Source organism: Robertmurraya beringensis (assembly GCF_042433785.1).
In the GTDB taxonomy this organism is placed as follows: Bacteria; Bacillota; Bacilli; order Bacillales; family Cytobacillaceae; genus Robertmurraya_A; species Robertmurraya_A beringensis.
The window spans coordinates 1-16,460 of record NZ_JBHLUU010000016.1 but is presented as its reverse complement, the minus strand read 5'-3'; the positions used below and the strand labels follow the sequence as shown (position 1 = coordinate 16,460).

At 38.0% G+C, this 16,460-nt stretch carries 18 protein-coding genes; 10 read left to right on the top strand and 8 right to left on the bottom strand.

Features of this window, described 5'->3' with window-relative positions; translation table 11 throughout:
* The first annotated feature begins 12 nt into the window (after nt 1-12).
* Nucleotides 13-1,182 (top strand): threonine ammonia-lyase, encoded by a 1,170-nt coding sequence (ilvA, locus tag ACFFHF_RS04455; protein WP_160545709.1) that lies wholly within the window; start codon nt 13-15, stop codon nt 1,180-1,182.
* A gap of 53 nt (nt 1,183-1,235) precedes the next feature.
* Here the strand turns inward: ilvA and ACFFHF_RS04450 are convergent, their stop codons facing one another.
* Nucleotides 1,236-2,114 (bottom strand): SIS domain-containing protein, encoded by an 879-nt coding sequence (locus ACFFHF_RS04450; RefSeq protein ID WP_160545445.1) that lies wholly within the window; start codon nt 2,112-2,114, stop codon nt 1,236-1,238.
* Nucleotides 2,115-2,343: 229 nt separating this feature from the next.
* Between ACFFHF_RS04450 and ACFFHF_RS04445 the strand changes: the two genes are divergently transcribed.
* The gene (locus ACFFHF_RS04445) at nt 2,344-3,774 is read left to right on the top strand and encodes a 6-phospho-beta-glucosidase (protein WP_160545444.1); all 1,431 of its coding nucleotides are present in this window, start codon (nt 2,344-2,346) and stop codon (nt 3,772-3,774) included.
* A gap of 77 nt (nt 3,775-3,851) precedes the next feature.
* Here the strand turns inward: ACFFHF_RS04445 and ACFFHF_RS04440 are convergent, their stop codons facing one another.
* Nucleotides 3,852-4,169, bottom strand: a complete 318-nt coding sequence (locus tag ACFFHF_RS04440; RefSeq protein WP_160545443.1) for a hypothetical protein — start codon at nt 4,167-4,169, stop codon at nt 3,852-3,854.
* Between the two features lie 162 nt (nt 4,170-4,331).
* Between ACFFHF_RS04440 and ACFFHF_RS04435 the strand changes: the two genes are divergently transcribed.
* The gene (locus tag ACFFHF_RS04435; RefSeq protein ID WP_160545442.1) at nt 4,332-4,679 is read left to right on the top strand and encodes a DUF805 domain-containing protein; all 348 of its coding nucleotides are present in this window, start codon (nt 4,332-4,334) and stop codon (nt 4,677-4,679) included.
* A 52-nt stretch (nt 4,680-4,731) separates the two neighbouring features.
* On the opposite strand, the gene ACFFHF_RS04430 is transcribed toward ACFFHF_RS04435, so the two are convergent.
* The 3 genes from ACFFHF_RS04430 to ACFFHF_RS04420 form a co-directional block, all read right to left on the bottom strand.
* Complete coding sequence (locus ACFFHF_RS04430) at nt 4,732-6,399, bottom strand: ribonuclease J (RefSeq protein ID WP_160545441.1); 1,668 nt, start codon at nt 6,397-6,399, stop codon at nt 4,732-4,734.
* A 497-nt stretch (nt 6,400-6,896) separates the two neighbouring features.
* Nucleotides 6,897-8,144 (bottom strand): IS4 family transposase, encoded by a 1,248-nt coding sequence (locus tag ACFFHF_RS04425; protein WP_340901828.1) that lies wholly within the window; start codon nt 8,142-8,144, stop codon nt 6,897-6,899.
* A gap of 389 nt (nt 8,145-8,533) precedes the next feature.
* On the bottom strand, nt 8,534-9,148 hold the full coding sequence (locus ACFFHF_RS04420; RefSeq protein ID WP_340903352.1) for an acetate uptake transporter: 615 nt from the start codon (nt 9,146-9,148) through the stop codon (nt 8,534-8,536).
* Between the two features lie 278 nt (nt 9,149-9,426).
* Between ACFFHF_RS04420 and ACFFHF_RS04415 the strand changes: the two genes are divergently transcribed.
* The 5 genes from ACFFHF_RS04415 (at nt 9,427) to ACFFHF_RS04395 (ending at nt 12,388) form a co-directional block, all read left to right on the top strand.
* Nucleotides 9,427-9,930 carry a GNAT family N-acetyltransferase gene (locus ACFFHF_RS04415; RefSeq protein ID WP_340903353.1) on the top strand — a complete coding sequence of 168 codons (504 nt, stop codon included), beginning with the start codon at nt 9,427-9,429 and terminating at the stop codon, nt 9,928-9,930.
* Between the two features lie 122 nt (nt 9,931-10,052).
* Nucleotides 10,053-10,577: an NAD(P)/FAD-dependent oxidoreductase gene (locus ACFFHF_RS04410; RefSeq protein ID WP_340903354.1), complete on the top strand. Its 525-nt coding sequence runs from the start codon at nt 10,053-10,055 to the stop codon at nt 10,575-10,577.
* A 164-nt stretch (nt 10,578-10,741) separates the two neighbouring features.
* The gene (locus tag ACFFHF_RS04405) at nt 10,742-11,290 is read left to right on the top strand and encodes a P-loop NTPase family protein (protein WP_340903355.1); all 549 of its coding nucleotides are present in this window, start codon (nt 10,742-10,744) and stop codon (nt 11,288-11,290) included.
* Entirely contained in the window at nt 11,268-11,912 is a 645-nt protein-coding gene (locus tag ACFFHF_RS04400; RefSeq protein WP_340903356.1) for a Type 1 glutamine amidotransferase-like domain-containing protein, read from the top strand. Before ACFFHF_RS04405 ends, ACFFHF_RS04400 begins: the two co-directional genes overlap by 23 nt.
* Nucleotides 11,912-12,388, top strand: a complete 477-nt coding sequence (locus tag ACFFHF_RS04395; RefSeq protein ID WP_340903358.1) for a GNAT family N-acetyltransferase — start codon at nt 11,912-11,914, stop codon at nt 12,386-12,388. Before ACFFHF_RS04400 ends, ACFFHF_RS04395 begins: the two co-directional genes overlap by 1 nt.
* A 40-nt stretch (nt 12,389-12,428) precedes the next feature.
* Here ACFFHF_RS04395 and ACFFHF_RS04390 read toward each other — a convergent pair whose 3' ends face one another.
* The 3 genes from ACFFHF_RS04390 to ACFFHF_RS04380 all read right to left on the bottom strand — a co-directional run bounded on the left by ACFFHF_RS04390 (nt 12,429) and on the right by ACFFHF_RS04380 (nt 14,314).
* The gene (locus tag ACFFHF_RS04390) at nt 12,429-13,406 is read right to left on the bottom strand and encodes a DMT family transporter (protein ID WP_340903359.1); all 978 of its coding nucleotides are present in this window, start codon (nt 13,404-13,406) and stop codon (nt 12,429-12,431) included.
* A gap of 348 nt (nt 13,407-13,754) precedes the next feature.
* Complete coding sequence (locus ACFFHF_RS04385) at nt 13,755-13,895, bottom strand: hypothetical protein (protein WP_340903360.1); 141 nt, start codon at nt 13,893-13,895, stop codon at nt 13,755-13,757.
* 62 nt (nt 13,896-13,957) lie between these two features.
* A complete protein-coding gene (locus ACFFHF_RS04380; RefSeq protein WP_340903362.1) occupies nt 13,958-14,314 on the bottom strand; it encodes a hypothetical protein in 357 nt (118 codons plus the stop codon).
* 206 nt (nt 14,315-14,520) lie between these two features.
* On the opposite strand from ACFFHF_RS04380, the gene ACFFHF_RS04375 reads away from it, so the two are divergent.
* Both ACFFHF_RS04375 and ACFFHF_RS04370 read left to right on the top strand, forming a co-directional pair.
* Nucleotides 14,521-14,739 (top strand): hypothetical protein, encoded by a 219-nt coding sequence (locus ACFFHF_RS04375; protein ID WP_340906382.1) that lies wholly within the window; start codon nt 14,521-14,523, stop codon nt 14,737-14,739.
* A complete protein-coding gene (locus ACFFHF_RS04370; RefSeq protein ID WP_377057662.1) occupies nt 14,717-16,240 on the top strand; it encodes an insertion element protein in 1,524 nt (507 codons plus the stop codon). The genes ACFFHF_RS04375 and ACFFHF_RS04370 overlap by 23 nt, the downstream gene beginning before the upstream one ends.
* Nucleotides 16,241-16,460 lie beyond the last annotated feature (220 nt).

The window sequence follows — 16,460 nt, the reverse complement described above, 5'->3', positions numbered from 1 at the left end:
GCCCGAGAGAAGATGAAGGGCATTGTGCATGAAACTCCTTTGGATTACTCCAAAACGTTTAGTGAACTTGCTCAAAATGAAGTGTATTTAAAGTTAGAGAATCTTCAAAAGACAGGATCCTTTAAGGTAAGGGGCTCTTATAATAAGCTCATTTCTTTATCAGAAGAGGAATTAAAAAAAGGAGTGGTAGCTGCATCTGCTGGTAACCACGCTCAGGGTGTTGCCTATTCTAGTCAAATGCTTGGGATTCCATGTACGATTGTCATGCCAAAGGGTGCACCGCTCAGCAAAGTGCTTGCAACAAGGCAATACGGCGCTGAGGTAATATTAGAGGGAAATGTGTTTGATGAAGCCCTTGCTTACGCTTTAGAGCTGAACGAAAAAAGAGGTGCGACATTCATTCACGCCTTTGATGATGAGTCAGTTATCACAGGTCAAGGAACAGTGGGGCTAGAGATTCTTGATCAGCTTTCTGAAGTAGAGGCGGTTATTTGTCCAGTTGGCGGTGGGGGGCTGATTGCTGGTGTCGCTATGGCTGTGAAGGAAAAAAATCCTAATATTGCTGTATATGGTGTTCAAACCATAGCATGTCCTAGTATGAAGCAATCTTTATTGGAACAGAAGCCTGTTGCCATAAAATCTGCACCAACTATGGCAGATGGTATTGCTGTACAAAAACCGGGTGCAAAAAATTTTGAAATTGTGAAGAAATATGTCGATGATATTGTGTGTGTAGACGAAATGGAAATTGCACGTACGATGCTCTTACTTTTAGAAAGAAATAAATTACTAGTTGAGGGGTCAGGGGCTAGTTCACTTGCGGCATTAATATATAAAAAAATAAGTATAACCAATAAAAAAGTAGCTGCTGTTTTAAGTGGAGGTAACGTCAACGTTCATTTTATATCTAGGATTATTGAACGGGGACTTGTTGAGTCAGGAAGGTTTGCGAACTTTTCTATTATCTTAAAGGATAAACCTGGAGAGCTTCAACGGGTGGTCAGCTCAATAACGGAATTAGACGCCAATATTCAAGATGTTCATCTTCATCATATGGGGAAGAATATTTATCCTGGCTATGCACAACTCGATTTATCGGTTGAAACAAAAAACAATGAGCATATCGCAGAGCTGTTTGGTGTTTTAAAAGAGAAAGAGATTCAAGTAACGATGGAATCATAAGTTACTTTGTAAATAGGGGCCTGCTTTAACGGATGTTCGCTAAAGCAGGCTTTTTAATTTTCTTCTAAAACGATACTGCTTACCACTCTTTCTTCTGTATCCTTGGCAATCTTCGTTTTGTATTCTAGATTTTCGTGATAGTTCATTTTGAAAATACAAGAATAAAGGATATCCAAAATCAAGTGAATAGAGTTGTTGGTTGAATAGTAACCAATTTTTGAATACATTTTTTCACGAGTAGAAATGTATAACATACAATCTGAATAGTTTTTTAAACTGTTTTCGCTAAGACTTGTTAAAGAAATAATAGGTGTTTTTCTGTCCCTCAATACCTTGGCAATTTTTATAACCTCGTCCGATTCACCAGAATACGAGATTAAAATCGCTGTGTTTTTAGTGGTAGAATTGTTTGCAACAAAAATTTGTTCTTCAGGAACATTCATTATTTCCACATGACGATTAATACGCAGCATTTTGTGCTTGAAATCAAACGCCATTAAAAGTGAATTGCTTATTCCATATATATTAATGGTATCAGCCTTAGCTAGTAGCTCCGTCGCTTTTCTTAATTCCTCATTTTTTAAAAGTGCCAATGTATCTTCAACCGTTTCAGTTGCTAAATGGCCAATTTTTGAAGCGATGCTCATTAAGCTATCTTCTGGTTCAAAAGGGAAATTGGGATCAATATTTGAAAAATGCTGGTTTAAATAGTGGATCTCCTCAATGTATTTCTCTTTTAACTCATTCCAGCCACTAAAACCTAATTTTTGTGACAAGCGAACAACAGTGGAAGGGGAAGTGAAGGTAGCTTGAGCTAAATCCTTCGTTGACAAGTGCTGGATATTTTCTTTTTCTTTTAATATGTATGTGGCAAGTATTTCTTCGGACTTTGATAAAGTGTCCATTGATTCAAGCTTATTTGAGATGATCATAATGTGATTACTTTACTCCTTTTTAAAAAGGCATTTCATTATTTGATTAAAAAAGGTAGAAAAAAATAGAATGCCATTCTAATCTGCTTGGAAAGTCTTTTACTCCAAATATTCTTCCTATACTATATCACTATAAGTTAGAGAATGAAATAAACATAGAGCTTATAGGCTGTTTAGTTTCGGGCATGATAAGCGAAGTGATTTTTAATAGAAAACGGAGGAACAGATCATGGCATTTCAAGAGAACTTTTTATGGGGCGGAGCAGTTGCAGCCCATCAAGTAGAAGGTGGATGGAATAAAGGTGGAAAAGGCCCGAGTGTGGCTGACGTGATGACTGCTGGAGCACACGGTGTCCCAAGACAAATTACGGATGGAGTTTTAGAAGGAAAGTTTTATCCTAACCATGAAGCCATTGATTTCCACGGCAATTATAAAGAAGATATTGCTTTATTTGCAGAAATGGGCTTCAAATGCTTCCGTACAAGTATTGCTTGGACACGTATTTTTCCAAAGGGTGACGAAGTGGAGCCAAATGAGGAAGGCTTACAATTTTATGATGATATGTTTGATGAGCTATTAAAGCACGGAATTGAACCTGTCATTACATTAAGTCACTTTGAAATGCCTTATCATTTAGTGAAGGAATACGGTGGTTGGCGTAACCGTAAAGTGATTGAATTCTTTGTACACTATTCGAAAACGGTCATGGAACGTTACAAAAACAAAGTGAAATACTGGATGACTTTTAACGAAATCAATAACCAAAAAAATACAGCCAATCCTCTATTTGTTTGGACCTGCTCTGGTGTTCAATACAAGGAAGGCGAAAACAGAGAGGAAGTCATGTACCAAGCGGTTCACCACGAGCTTGTTGCAAGTGCACTAGTGGTGAAAGAAGGACACAAGATTAACCCTGACTTCCAAATTGGGTGTATGGTTTCGTTCGTACCTATTTACCCATTTTCATGTCATCCTGACGATATGATGCTGCAAGTTGAATCGATGCATGACCGTTGGTTCTTTGCGGATGTACATGCAAGAGGACATTACGGTGCCTATGCCCTAAAAGAGTGGGAAAGAAAAGGTTATAACATTAAAATGGAGCCTGAGGATGCACAAATTCTTGCCGAAGGAACAGTGGATTATATCGGATTCAGTTACTATATGTCTGATGCAGTAAAAAGCGGTGTAAATCAGGTAGATGAAAATGAAGTGGTGGGCTCTAGCTCAAGTGTTAAAAACCCATTCGTTAAAGCATCCGATTGGGGCTGGCAAATTGACCCAGTTGGTTTAAGATATTCTCTAAATCAATTATGGGAAAGATATGAACTTCCATTATTTATCGTTGAAAATGGCTTCGGTGCTGTTGATGTGAAGGAAGAAGATGGAAGTGTCAATGATGACTATCGTATTGACTACCTACGCACACATATTCAAGAAATGGAGAAAGCCATCACACTAGATGGAGTTGAGTTAATGGGTTACACTCCATGGGGCTGTATTGATTGTGTATCTTTTACAACAGGTGAAATGAAAAAGCGCTACGGCTTTATCTACGTTGACAAAGATAACGAAGGTAACGGAACATTAGCAAGATCCAAGAAAAAGTCTTTTGACTGGTATAAAAATGTTATTGCTACAAATGGTGAAGAGCTATAAAAAAGGAAAAAACTGACTTTTGGTTTGATGCCAAAGTCAGTTTTTTAGTTATGATAGCAATGTATATATTCCCTGCATTATTTTTGAACTTTTCTAGATAAAAGGGCGGCGTGACCTAATATGATTCCAGCAACAGCAGCAGCGGTCAGAGTAATAAAAGCAGGTGGGATATTCTCGTAAATGGGTCTGAAAATATTGGTGAATCCAATAACAAAACCAAAGATTCCTATTAAGGTAATAAAAATCGCAAATTTCATACTCCGAGTGGGAATACTTAGAATAGCACTACCGATCAACCCCATAAAAAAGATCGCAAAGATGAAATAGTCACCTGACAGTCCAACAATTAATCCGCCTATTCCGAAGCCTAGAGCGCCTAAATACCGAATATTCACCTTCAACCCTCCCTAAATTTCCCCTTAGGATATATATATTCATATTTGTGGAAGAAGGTTTTTGAATTGTCTAACATTCCTGAAAATACATGGTGAATAACTCTAATAAGGATTGTGCAATATAATCTATACCTGTTTAGCACACTTCTGGAGGGTAATAACATGCAATGGTATATGAAAGTTTTAAAAAATTACGTTGGGTTTCAAGGAAGAGCTAGGAGAAAAGAGTACTGGATGTTTTTCCTATTTAATTTTCTCTTTACCATGTTGTTCTCAATGATTGAAATGATGCTCGGTCTGGGAGGCATTCTTTCCGGGATATACGGATTAGCGGTTTTGCTACCGTCACTAGCTGTTAGTGTACGCCGCCTGCATGATATAGGAAGGACAGGGTGGTGGATGCTGCTCTCCTTTATTCCTGTAATCGGATTAATTGTACTTCTAGTTTTTGCAGTTTTTGACAGCCAGCCAGGTGAAAATAAATATGGACCCAATCCAAAGGGCTACTAACAAGAGTAACCACCTATATTGAATAGGTGGTTACTCTTGTTTTCTAAGGTATTTATATTTCTATAATAACCGGCAAAATCATCGGTTTTCTCTTTGTTTGAGTAAACAAGTAATGGCCAACTGATTTTTTGATGTTTTGTTTCATAACATTCCACTGTCGAACGTTTTCTGCTTGTAAATCATTAATCGTTTTTTTGGTCAAACGATTGATTTCTCTAATTAAATCTTCGGAATCCTTAACATATACAAAACCTCTGGTGATGGTGTCAGGACCTTGGATGATTTTTCGATCTGCTTTACTTAGGGTAATGACAATAACGACCATTCCATCTTCAGACAGCTGTCTTCGGTCTCTAAGGACAATTTCTCCTACATCTCCCACACTTACTCCATCAACATACGTATCCCCGTTTGGTATGCTACGTGTTTGAACTGCAACTCCATTCTCAATATCAACAACATCACCATTTTTTATAATAAAACTGTTTCCTTTTTCTACACCAACGGACTCGGCTAATAATCGGTGATGGTGAAGCATGCGGTATTCCCCATGGATAGGGATAAAATAAGTAGGCTTCATTAAGGTAAGCATGAGTTTAAGATCCTCTTGATACCCATGTCCTGACACATGCATTCCGGTTGTGCTTCCAGATCCATAAATCACCTTTGCTCCGAGTTGAAATAGATTATCAATAATTCGCGAGACATCCTTTTCGTTTCCAGGAATTGGAGAAGCGGCTAATATGACTGTATCTCCAGGATAGATCACCATATCTCGATAATTCCCAGTAGATAATCTGGAGAGGGCAGCCATTGGTTCACCTTGGCTACCGGTACAAAGAACAGCTACTTTTTCTGGCGCCAATTCGTTTGCCGATCTAGCATCAATGATCATCCCCTCAGGTATAGTTACATATCCTCGTTCCATTGCCACCTGCACAACATTCACCATGCTACGTCCAATTAATGCAAGTTTGCGGTTCGTTTTAATAGCTGCATCTACCACTTGTTGAACACGATTTACATTGGATGCGAAGGTGGAGACGAAGATCTTTCCATCTGCACGCAGAAAAGCCTCATCCATATGATTTCCTACCATTTCTTCTGAAGGAGTTAATCCTTTTCTTTCAGCATTTGTACTTTCGGAAATTAAAGCGAGTACACCTTTTTTACCGATTTCGGCCATTTTGTGTATGTCAGAATGCTGGTGGTTAGCCGGAGTTAAATCGAATTTAAAATCACCGGTATGTACCACATTGCCCTCAGGAGTGTGCAAAACAATTCCAAGGCAATCTGGAATACTATGACTAACTCTAAAAAAGGAAACTCCGACTTCTCCAAAAGTAAGATTTGATTCTGCGTGAACCTCGACAAGTTGGGTATCACCAGTTAAGCGGTGTTCGTCTAACTTCAATTCAATTAACCCCAACGTAAAACGGGTTGCGTAAATAGGAACATTCAGTTTTTTAAGAAAATAAGGAATTCCACCAATATGATCTTCATGTCCGTGTGTAACGATCAAGGCACGGATTTTGTCTCTGTTTTCCTCTAAATAAGTAATGTCAGGGATGATTAAATCAATTCCTAATAAGGTTTCATCAGGGAATTTTCCTCCACAATCAATGACAATCATGTCATCTCCATATTGAACGACATACATATTCTTACCAATTTCATTTACTCCACCAAGAGCAAAAATGGATAATCTATTTTGATTCATATGAAAACCTCCTTTTACCAATGTATAGTTTAGGAATAGTGTTCCCATATATAGGTGGGTTATTATTACTATTCAAAGGGAAGTATGTGAATGAGGACCTCTTACATAACTAAGTGATATTTGAGGGATAAAATGATAGAAGAAGGTTTATTTGTATAGGATACCGTTTTGAGGTGCTTTTCTTATAATACGTGCCGAAATGACAGTCGTCTTGGCATCGTAATTGGTATAAAAAACTCATTTAAATAAGAAACTTTTCCTTATTCGAGTAACCAGCAAAAGAAATAAGCGGAGGTTTTCCGGTTAGATGCAGAATGAAGCCCGTTTAGGGGGTGAATAAGGGGAGATTTTCCACTAGCATTGCAAAATTATCCACAAGAGTATGCCAGGGTTACTTTATATGTAATTTGAGTATAATTTTACCAGTTGGATTTCTTGTCCCAGAGCTAAAAAGTCAATGGGGTTGTAATTGAACCCAGTTATCCAAAAATTGGATATTATTTTCTTGGTGTCTTATATTTTGCCATCGAGCTAGTACTTACCCCCACTTGTTTTACAATGGCCACACCTGCATCATAAAGTTCTATTTCATTTGGCGGGTGCTGGCTCTTTTGTCTTCCTTTCGATGTTCTTTCAGGTAAACGGTGTAACTCATCAAGAAAACTTTTCCACGTCCTTTCGGCATGGATGCGGATAAGGGTGAGTACTTTCCAGGTGGTCTTCTTAGTTTTCTCAACTAACCTCACATATAAAGTGAGACAGTACGCCGTCATTGCAAAGAAAATCTGATTCCAAATTCCTTGGGGTTGGGTACTTTGTAGTTTAACTAGACGTAGATGTTGTTTCATCCACTTGAAAAACAGTTCAATGATCCAACGGTGCCGGTACAATTCGGTTACTTCTTCGGCTTTTAAATCCCAACGATTGGTTACGACACGGTACTCTTTCCCCTCTTCATCTGTGAATTCAACAAGACGAAGGGGCTGTTCCATGGATCTGAAGCTACTCCCCATGACGACTAAGGCATCTAGCTTAACCCTACTGTCATCAGGAACTTCATAGGATTTTATCATGTTCGCCTTATGCCCAGCTTGGATACGCATGGCGAATGGAATCCGGTTTTCCACCCAATGGTCCATTTTTTTGTAATCCACATAGCCACGGTCCATCACATGGGTCGCATGAGGATCTATCACGAGCTCAAGCATGACTTCACGATCATCCACATTACCTGTAGAAGGAATGACCATGTCTGGATAAGCTGTGCCGGGGTCCGTTACGACAATCCGAGTATGTAGCTTCACGCAATTACTATGTTTTGTAAAATACGTCCAGTTTCCTAGTGTGGGCCCAAGAAGCAGGGAAGAAGAATCTACGAGATGAAGACGACCCAAAGAAGGGATCCCTTTTCCTTTACTTGTTAGCTTATTCAATTGGGTAACAGCGGCAAGAAATAACTGCCGTGGTAGGATTGAAGGTAAAGCATTGACTCGACGACATAGTTGAGAAGCACTAATACTGGTAAGGCCAAACAGTTCCTCTGTACCTTCCATGGCACGAATACGCTCTTCTGTTTCCTCGTAGGATTTCCAATTTCCCAGTTGCATGGTGACACAAATCCTCATTAAATTAGCGGTGGTCAGTTTTTTTACGCCGTTGTCTAAGAACGAACCCTTAAATGTTTCAAAAGGCAAGAATGATAGGCATTTACTAAATACGGTCTGATTTGATATAATGTTATCCATGAAAGTCTCCTTTAGTAGCAGTCACGGATAACGTGGGTTCAACTTCTAGTTTAGGAGACTTTTTTGCTTTCGTCCATAAAAATAGCCCCCTATTAATCAATTAATAGGGGGTAATTTTTTGCCTGTGGATACATATGCAATGCTAGTGGAGATTTTCCGTTTAAGCAAGGAAAATCTGCCCATTTTCACCTTTTTTGAATCAATAGGCGGAATTTCTCCGTCTATATCGGCTATTTTTTATCGAATTTTCAAATTAAGCGGAATTTTTCCGTCTATTAATCAACTCGGATGCTTAAGAGGATCCCTCAACTGAAAAGTGCGGGCCCTTTTGATCCAAGTTGCAGGAATGAAAGGGAAGCAGTGTGGTCACTACTTCCCTTACGTTAAAATTATTTGAAAATCCCAAATGGTTTTCCGACTGGAATGAACACTTTTCCGAAATGATTGTTTAATACAGCTGCGGCTGATCCATAAAAAGACATAATGGCAATTAGTAATTCAGAGATCGCAGCTACTTCATGGAAAAATTCAGGTGCCACACCGAGAGTCGATAATGAAAGACCGATAAATAAAAAATCAATAAGAACAAAGATAATAAATAATACTTTATGTGTTTCCATCGCACCAATCGTCATGTATACGCTAAACAATAAATAGCCAATAAATGCAATTCCTAATTGCTTTGGATCAACAGCAAGTGCCGCATTTTCTCCAAAAACACCAAGGTTGATTAACCATGAGGCACCTACACCGAACCAGAAAAGGGCAAATGCACCGAACGCAGTTGTGCCGAATGTATTATTATGTTTCGCATCATTGATTGCGGCGAATAGTTGTGCAAAACCACCAAGGAAAATGGCCCAAGGTAGAACGAAGGATACTCCGTCTGTCCAGCCAAGCTTTTGTGATGAAGCAACCAAGGTTACCATAGCTAGTCCAAACAAACCTAGGGCAGAGGGATCAGCTGTAACAACTTGGATTTTTTGTGTTTGATTTTGATTCATGTTGAAATGTTCCTCCTAATTTACAAACATACTTACATAAGATACAAAAGATTATGAAACACTTCAATCAAAAAAAATAGATGTAAGCGAAGTTTTCAGCTTGACTTACAAGTAAAAACATGGTGGAGGAACCTTTTTTTCGTTCCCCCACCATTTCATTATTTTTGCTATAATTTCTTCTCTTTAGTCAGCAATAGTAGAAACTTCATATCTCATATCGCAAACATTTATTTCTATGTATAATATGAGTGATAACAAAAAGGTGAGGGAGATGAGAAATGATTAAGATTCGCTTACTTAATGAAAACGATGCAGAAGAATACAAAGAAAAAAGAATAGAAGCACTACAAAATCACCCAGAGGCGTTTAGCTCGAGTGTGGAAGAGGAATTGGAGTACTCCTTAGAAGTTCATGCTTCTAGACTTCGTGCAGTCAATGCATATACATTTGGTGCTTTTGAAGAAGACAAACTTGTTGGTGTAGTTACCCTTGTTACTGAAATCAAACGGAAACTTAAGCATCGCTCTGATATTTTTGCCATGTATGTCACTCCTCAAGTAAGGAGGCATGGAGTAGGGAAACAATTAATGAATGCTGCGATAGAGAAGGCAAAAGAAATCGGTGGAGTGGAGCAAGTTTATTTAACAGTTTCATCTAATAATATAGCTGCTAAAAATTTGTATGAATCTATTGGTTTTAAGATGATTGGAAGTGATCCTCGCGCCATGAAAATAGGCAATACTTATATTGGAGAAGATTTAAAGGCGCTATACTTCAAATAAAATTTATGAAAGAATAACCGTTCGAAATAATTTTCCCACTGCATGTGAGCGGTGCTATCCTGGTGCTCGCTGTGATTCCGAGAGCATTTACAATAATTATACGTTTTCGGAAGAGCTATATAATGAATGGACATGGACTTCGAGATATCCCGCCTTACGATGGGATGACTGGACCTCTTCTCAAGATTGACATTCGTGGAAAGGACGGTATTTCCTTAAAGGAAAAATGGAATGGAGGGGCTTCTACTCAAACCTATTTAGGAGTAGCTAACGCAGGTTTTCCTAACTTCTTTATGATTACCGGTCCTGAAAGTCCGTCTGTGTTGAGTAATATGCCTGTATCGATTGAGCAGCATGTAGAATGGATCGGTGACTGCATCGAGCACTTTGAGAAGCAAGGTGTTGAAACGATTGAAGCAGCGGTTGAGGCTGAAGAGGCATGGAGCAAGCATTGCCGCGAGGTAGCAGAAGCAACGCTCTTTACAAAAACAGACTCCTGGTACACAGGAGCTAACATACCTGGAAAACCACGTGGATTCTTGATTTATTTAGGTGGGGTTGGTGCCTACCGAAAAAAATGTGAGGAGATCGCCGCTAATGGGTATGAAGGGTTTTCGATTACGCTAACGAACCAAACCGTCAGGTAATAATAATAGACTAGAAGAGATGATGTAAGCGCATTATCTCTTCTTTATTAATTGATAAATGGAAAGCTGTATCGAAATCTTTTTATCTATTAACCATCATCTTTTCGTATTATAATGTGACTAAGATCAGTAGTTTTTGACAAAGGGACAGCGGAGTGATTCACATGCAGGTTAAGAAAATACATATAGTCGGTTCTGTCGGGAGTGGAAAAACATTTCTTGCTAAAAGACTTTCAAAAGATTTAAACATTCCGCATTATGAATTAGATAATGTCGTATGGAAAAGGTTCCAAACAGGGGATATAAGAAGATCAGAAAAGGAAAGAGATGCCTTTTTAAGAAATATTGTAAATAGTGACGCGTGGATCAACGAAGGGGTCCATTATCAGTGGGTGACGGAGAGTTTTGTCAATGCGGACCTTATAATATTTTTAGATACTCGCTTTTCTAAGCGAACGTACAGAATCATAAAGAGATACTTTCTCCAACAACTAGGTCTAGAAAAAAGCAATTACAAGTCTACTTTTTCTATGTTTATGCGAATGTTTCGTTGGAATACATATTTTGAAAAAGTAAGTAAACGAGAGATTATCGAGCTGTTAAAAGAATTCGATGATAAAGTCATTATCATTCGTGACGACCATGAGTTAGAAACATATTTGAGACAGAAGGAAGATGAGGTGGTGGAGGATGAAAAGGTTAGTATTACTTAGTGATATCAATCAACTCCATCCATTATTAGCATCTCGTCTGAGAGAACTATTGGGTGGGAAGTCATTCACTTTAGGTTACATTCCTTCTCAAACGGATAGTGATCGTATCTACTTTAACAAAAGCAAGCCTTTCTTTTCATCCATTGGAATCCACAGCTTTGTCTATTTTGATGTGGATGAGGAATACGATGAGCGTCGTATGGATGAGTTGTTACGCTGTGACGGAGTTTACTTGTCGGGCGGAAATACCTTTTTGTTCCTAGAACGCCTAAAGTCGCGTGGGATGATTGAAGTTATTCGAAGGATGGTGGAAGCTGGGAAACCACTGATAGGAGTGAGTGCCGGCGCTATCATGATGAGTGGCTCAATTCACATGGCAGATTATATTGATAACAATGCTGTTGGATTGGAAGATTTACGAGCCTTGCAATTGGTACCGTTTGAGTTTATGCCACATTGGGGCAATCATCAATCTCAACTAGCCCAATTTAAAGACTATTCGAGTCTTGCTGGAAAAAAGATTTATGCTTGTTTGGATGGAAGTGGAATAATTGTTACTGACGGGGTAGTGGAAAAGTATGGTGACATTGTTGAAATAGGTGTAAAAGGAGAAACAATATAGTGGAATCAAGAGGATCACAGATAAGATCTTTGAATGTAAGAGACAAAGAAGTAGCTGAAATTATACTCAAGTTACAAATCCCCGCCTATATGGTGGAGGCAAAGTTGATCAACTTTTATGACATCCCTCCTCTTAAGGACACGGTGGAAACGCTTCAAAAATGTGGAGAGAAATTTTTTGGTTACTTTGAAGAGAATGAGCTTTGTGGTGCTATATCTTTTAAACAGGAAGGAAAGACTTTGGATATACACAGGCTGACCGTAAACCCCAATCATTTTCGAAAAGGGATTGCCAATCAACTTTTAGACTTTATTGAAGAGCAAGTGGTGGGCATCGAAAAGCTCCTTGTATCTACTGGGTCAAAAAATAAACCAGCTGTCGACTTTTACTTAAAAAGGGGGTTCACGGTTAAAAAGGTGGTACAAGTAAATGAGCAGTTGTCACTTACATGTTTTGAAAAAAAGATTGCCAGGTAGGTTTCTACCTGGCTGAATTGGTTGTTTAAGCTGAGTTTCTTTAAGAAAATGTCTCTTTTTTAACACTTATATTAGATTTTTCTCCTTTTTTCGATGAAAAACTATGCAATAGCATACCGAACATAACAATAAATAGTCCTATGGTTGCGAGTGTACTCGGTAATGGAGTGGCTAGAAGAAGGACTTCCCCTACAATAACAAAAATGACTTGGGTAGACTGTGTTGCTTCAACAGCTGCGAGTTTCTCTTGGTTATCCCTCACACGATCTGTAGCGATGAAGAATAATGTAGTGGCAATCACTCCTGAGGAGATCGCGACTATGAATGACTGGGTGATTTGCTCTGTCGAAGGCGGACCAACCTGAACATAACCAATTCCAGCGAGTAACAGCCAAAATGGAAGACTTGCAAGGGTCATACCAAATACCCTCTGAAACGTATCCAATTTCCCCCCACAAATCTCCATCATTTTTCTATTTCCCAGTGGGTAGCAAAAAGCTGCCACGAGGACAGGAAAAGTGCTGGCTATCACCATTTCGAAGGTTAAACTTTGAGCGTGCTGCCATTGAATCAGTACCACACCTATTAGAATGAAAAACGAAATGAATAAGGCTTGGATTGGTATTTGCTGTCGAACCTTGCTCGGCCCACTGTTTGATTCCACTGTCTTATAAAAAAGGGGTCCAAGAAGTACACCTGCCACAATGGTAAGAGGCCAAGTACCAGCGACGAGCCAGCCTGGTCCGAATGCAGCAGCAAAGGTTATAGGGGCATAAAACAAAACAAATCCTACAAAGCTCCATAAAATCCAAGGAATTGGATTGGAAAGCATTTCTTTCCACATCTGTTTTAGGTTCCTTCTATACATGACGATGATTAATAAAAAGGGTACCATAAAAATGTATCTTAAAGAGGAACTCCATAGCCAGCTACCTCCTGATAGCTCCATGGAACGATTCAAAATAAAGGTAACAGCAAAAAACAAAGAAGCTAATATTCCTAAGGTAATTTCTTTCATATGAGCACATCCCCTCAAACATATACACATTATAATATATAATTCTTATATAATACCATAACATTCCAAATTTTTGGAGAATTCACTTTTCCTAATAATTAGAGGTAAATGTTTAAAAGAAGGGGGGAACATGCACGAACCTCAATAAACTTGATGATGTGAATGTTGGCATATTAAAACAATGATTGTGAAGTCGATTGACTTTTTACAAGCTACATACCCTACCAATGAGGAGTAGACAGGGACTATGAAGAGAAGGTAGAAAATCTTCAGTATAAGACAAGAATGGGTGTCAAAGAAGCTAACAGAAAAAGACTGCATTAAACAGTCTTTTCCCGTTGCTCTTTGTTAGTTTTGTTTTTGATTATTGCGTATGGGGACATTCTTCGGTGCTTTTGGAAAGCCATTTTTCCCCTGATCTGGTCCGGTTAATGTGTTTCTTTGGTCAAGAGCTTTTCCACTATATTCGATTGGTCTTTCATCTGCCATCTTCTTCACCTCCCATTAGTAGGGTGAGTGATTAGGTATGTTTAGATACATGACTTTTGAAGTTATTCATCTAAATACTTTAAGTACTCATAATGCTCTGTAGCTACAGATTCAATTACTTCGCCAGCTTCATTATTATAGATCTCATATTCCCTATAAGTTTCAATGATGTAACCATCCACGAGTTCGGTTTTTTCTAGTTTAAGCTCTAAAGAAGTAAGAACAGCCTCTTCCTCTGCGTTCTCTACATTAGAATTCGCTTCTGTTGCTCCGGGGGAGTCAGAATCCTCCACGGAAGGAATTGTAGAATACATATTTGTTCCCTCATTTGGATGAGCAAGTGGAGAGTTTGGAGATTCCAAATAAGCCACAAGTGTTATGAGAGCAATTATACTTAATATATACATATATTTTTTCATAAATGAATAACTCCTTCTCACTATATCTATTAAACTATATGCAGTGTTGTTATAAATAGACCAAGCTGTTTGGCTTCATTGGAATAGTTAATTATAGAAGTTCTCTTCTTTATATTTTTAGACAGATTGACTAACAAAGGTTATTGTTGGTTCATAATAGAAGGAGGTATTATATTGTATGTATATAGGGAAGTGAAATAGAAAACATGCAAAAATCAATACGAATTTCATCCTACAAAGAGTACGAAATCCTTGAACAGGAATTGGAAGAATTTATAGTAGAGTTTGCACCGGAAAATGTACATTTGATGATGTACTCTATTCGAGAAGCAGTAAACAATGCGTTTGAACACGGCATAAAAAATAATTTTTCATTAGCTATAACTATTACTACAGAAATAAGTGGAAATAACCCAAGATGTTGAACCTGATTACACTTTCCATAAAGAAGGTTGTACCGCTAATCATTTAACGCCTTTTGACAAGCCTGATGGTTTTTATAAGCAAGGCAAAACATTGAATAATTCTCAAAGATGGCAATGCAAAGTTTGTAAGAAAAAGACAAGCATTCTACCAAACAAGCGACAATCCACAACTTATCGCCAAAAGAGAAATGATATTCTTCCAATGTTTGCGAAACTGCTTTTAAACAAAATGCCAATCAGTCGTACTTGTGATATTTTAGAAATCGGAGTCGGCACTTACTACCAAAAATTAGAATGGCTATACCGTTGTTGTTTGGAATTTTTAGAGAAGTATGAAACAACTCCTTTGGATAATATGTCATTTAAAGAAATGTGGCTAAATACCGATAAAATGCACTATAACCTCAATAATGTTCGTAAAAAGGGGCAAGGCGGTCAAAAGTATTTTGGCTTAGAAGACAGCCAAGTACAGACATATGTAGTTGTATCAGCAGATGCACTCTCACGATATGTATTTCGGTCTGATGTTGCTTATGATTGGGAAATGACAGTAGAGGATTTAAAATACGATACAGTCATATATAAAGAAGACCATTTGAATGATTTTAGCAAGAAGAATAATCGTTTGGACTTTTCCTATTACCCACAAGAACCTTCACCGAAAGATACACAACAGCCACACGAATATCGAGCTGAACTAAATAATTTCAATAAAAGAATGCAGTATGTAGATGGTCTTCACGTTAATCCTACCTATACGACAATCGCCCATTATTGGCTCATTAAACAGCTTGTAAAGGCATCTGAATGGAGAATGATAAGCGATAATGATTCTTCAATCATAACGGCGTTTTTTAGAGTGTTCTCAAAGGAAGTAAGAACATACGATGCTCACCACTTTCTGTGTTCAATTGATAAGAACAAGAGTAGAAAACAATGCTTGGAAGAGTTTGACGATGCAAAATCCGATTTATTAGATTGGGGATTTCATCGAGGATATGAAACGAAGAACTTGCGAAAATTGGCTTACCTTTCATTAAAAGAACTATTTGAAACGCATCAATTTCATAGTGAAATTAAAACACCAAAACAATCGTATAATGTTTGGGCTAAAAATCCGATTACACACCCATTAGCATTAAGAGATAAAGGATTTCATAGAGTGGATTGCACAACTGATTTATCTTCTCTTGAACCGAAAGACATAGCGAAAATAGTAATCAATGTGAATGATAACGCCACGAATAGTTTTATCCAACAAATTCGTAGAAGATTATCTATCCTTGAAAGACCGTTAATGACTGCAAGGGGCGATGGAAAGAGTTATATTTACGCCAACTTCAATCCAAAGTATGCTCAATACGCCTTGACCATTCTTAGAACATTTTACAACTTTTGTGAAACTTATAAATCTGCCGATGGTAAAGAACTTACTCCTGCACAAAGATTGGGTGTAACCAATAAAGTCTTTGATTTGAAAGATATTATTTATCTTAGATAGTTCTCTATTTCAATATAAAATAGGAGAATCTTATTTTTATGTTAAAATAAAATTATAGAATATTGAAAATTGTATAGAATCAATTAGGCAAAAATAGGTAGTGTCAAAAGTTCTATGAAAACTATGTAAAGTATTAGATCACTTCCATTGGGGGGACGTGAGGCCCCGCAATCGCTCTTGACAAACAGTCGAAAAAGGTTGCGATAAAAGTATCAAGGGC